Origin of the sequence: Archangium sp., assembly GCF_036389735.1 — a bacterium.
In the GTDB taxonomy this organism is placed as follows: Bacteria; Myxococcota; Myxococcia; order Myxococcales; family Myxococcaceae; genus Archangium.
On the sequence record NZ_DASVWK010000354.1, the window covers coordinates 1 to 2,483 of the forward strand.

3 protein-coding genes are annotated in these 2,483 nt (G+C 71.4%); all 3 read right to left on the minus strand.

All coding sequences use genetic code 11. The annotated features are described in order from the left end of the window. A partial coding sequence (locus VF794_RS12385; RefSeq protein ID WP_331109981.1) for a DUF58 domain-containing protein occupies positions 1–1,060 on the minus strand: 1,060 nt, incomplete at its 3' end. Further along, complete coding sequence (locus VF794_RS12390; RefSeq protein ID WP_331109983.1) at positions 1,057–2,001, minus strand: MoxR family ATPase; 945 nt, start codon at positions 1,999–2,001, stop codon at positions 1,057–1,059. The genes VF794_RS12390 and VF794_RS12385, both read right to left, overlap by 4 nt. After that, positions 1,998–2,483, minus strand: a 486-nt coding sequence (locus VF794_RS12395; RefSeq protein ID WP_331109984.1) for a hypothetical protein, incomplete at its 5' end; no start/stop codon positions are given. The genes VF794_RS12395 and VF794_RS12390, both read right to left, overlap by 4 nt.

The following is a 2,483-nucleotide window of genomic DNA, read 5'->3' on the forward strand; positions in this document are numbered from 1 at the left end:
CCAGCAGGGTGCCCGAGGCGTCCGGGTCCACCAGGTCCGTGAAGAGCACCACCAGCGAGCGGCGCGAGGAGCGGGCGAAAGCGAAGTCGTAGGCGCGGCCATAGTCGCTCTCCTCGAGGGCGGCCTCGGCGCGGTAGAGAGACTCGGTGAGCAGGCGCAGGTGCTCGTGGCCCTTGCGCGGTGGGAGGTAGGCGCGCACGTCGCTGGCGAAGGCGAGCACGCCCACCATGTCGCCCGCGTCCAGGCTCACCTTGGCGAGCCGCAGCGCCGCGTCCACGGCGTGGTCCAGCTTGCGGCGACCGTGCACCCGGCCCGCCATGTGGCGCCCGCAGTCGAGCAGCAGCAGCACGGGCTGGTTCCGCTCGGGCTGGTACACGCGCACCATGGTGCGGCCCCGGCGCGCCGAGGCCTTCCAGTCCACGGTGCGGTAGTCATCACCGGTGCGGTACTCGCGCAGGGACTCGAACTCACGGCCCTCGGCGGAGCGGCGCAGGGTGCGCTCGGCGGGGGCATCCGAGGCCACGGCGAGCGCCAGGGCCTCCTTCGTGAGCGCGGTGAGGTCCGGGTACACCTTCACGTCCTGGCTCGCCGGCACGCGCACCTGACGCGCGCACAGCCCGAGTGGGCCCAGCAGGCGCAGGTGCACGTCTCCGAGGCGCAGGTCTCCGCGCGTGGGCGGGGTGAGGGAGTAGGAGAGGGTGGTGCGGGAGGCCCGGGGAGTGAGGGAGAAGGGCTGCTCCTGCCCGTGCACCTCCTGGCCCGGGGGCACCTCGTCACGCACGCGCCCGCGCACGGGCCGCTGGCCGGACAGGCTCAGCTCCAGCCGCACCGGGTTGGCCACGCCCGAGGAGAGTACGGGCTCCACTGCGCGGCGCACCTCCACGTCCGAGGCGCGAGGGGCGGAGAGGAAGTCGAGGGCGCACAACAGCACCACCGCCGCGTCCAGGGCGAGGGCGAGCCACATGAAGGCGGGGCTGGCGACGGCGAGCGCGGCGGGCACCAGGGCCGCGGCGACGAGCGCCACGGCGAGCCCGGTGGGGACTGGCCGGCCGAGGCTCACCGGGGAACCTGGACGCGCTCCAACGTCTGGCGGAGCACGTCATCCGCGGTGAGGCCCTCCACCTCCGCCTCGGCCTTCAGCAGCAGGCGGTGGTTGAGGACGCTGGGGCACACGGCCTTCACGTCGTCCGGGGTGACGAAGTCCGAGCCGTGGAGGGCCGCCCGGGCCTTGGCCGCCGCCAGCAGGGCCTGTGCCGAGCGCGGAGAAGCCCCCAGGCGCACGCGCGGGTTGGCACGCGTCTCGCGGATGAGCTTCACCACGTAGGAGAGGATGGACTCGTCACAGGCCACCCGCGCTGCCTGGGCCTGAAGCTCCGTCAGGGTCGTGGCGTCCAGCACCCGAGGCACCTGGGCGGCCTTGCCCTCGCGCTGGTGGAAGCCACGCACCATGTCCAGCTCGGACTCGGGCGGGGGGTAGCCCACGCGCACCCGCATCAGGAATCGGTCCAGCTGGGCCTCGGGCAGCGGGTACGTGCCCTCCAGCTCCAGCGGGTTCTGCGTGGCCACCACGAAGAAATGCGGCGGCAATACATGCGTCTTGCCGTCGATGGTGATCTGCCGCTCCTCCATGGCCTCCAACAGCGCGGCCTGCGTCTTGGGTGGGGTGCGGTTGATCTCGTCGGCCACCAGCAGCTCGGTGAAGACGGGACCCTTCACCAGCTGGAAGGCGTTGTCCTGGGGCCGGAAGACGTTGGTACCGAGGATGTCGCTCGGCATCAGGTCCGGGGTGAACTGGACACGGGAGAAGTCGAGCCCGAGCGCGGAGGCCATGCTGCGCGCGGTGAGCGTCTTGGCCACGCCGGGCACGCCCTCCAGCAGCACGTGCCCGCGCGCGAGGAACGCGGTGACGAGATCCGCCACCACGTGCCGTTGGCCGAGCACCGTGGACTCCAGCGCGGCGGTGAGACGCTCCAGGGGCGAGCCCGAGGGCGACGACGTCATGAGGCGGGCTTCTCCTTCAGTCCCATCAGCGTGCCCGCGAGGCATATCAGCGAGCCCAGCAGCGCCATGTACGAGCCCATGCTGGGCGAGGAGTTCATGACCGTCGCGTTGCCCATGAGCGAGGGCACCTCGGAGGCATCGGTCGAGATCTTCATGTAGATGATGCAGAAGAGGACGCAGAAGATGGACAGACCGAGCTGCCCCAGCCACGGGATGAGCACGTTGAGGCTCGGCAGCAGCCGGCGCACGCGGACGGTGATGGCGCCGAAGATGGCGAGGGAGGCCAGGATGCACACGAGCCCGAGGCTCATCAGTCCGAGGTGGTCCCCGTCGGCGGCCGTCTCCTTCCAGGGGAAGAAGGCGGAGAGGACGATCACTCCCACGCCACCGAGGGCCAGCTTGTCGGAGGAGCCCATCACGCCGACGAACTCGCGGAACTCCTCGAAGACATCCTCGGGCGCGGCGATCAGCCCGGAGCCGGT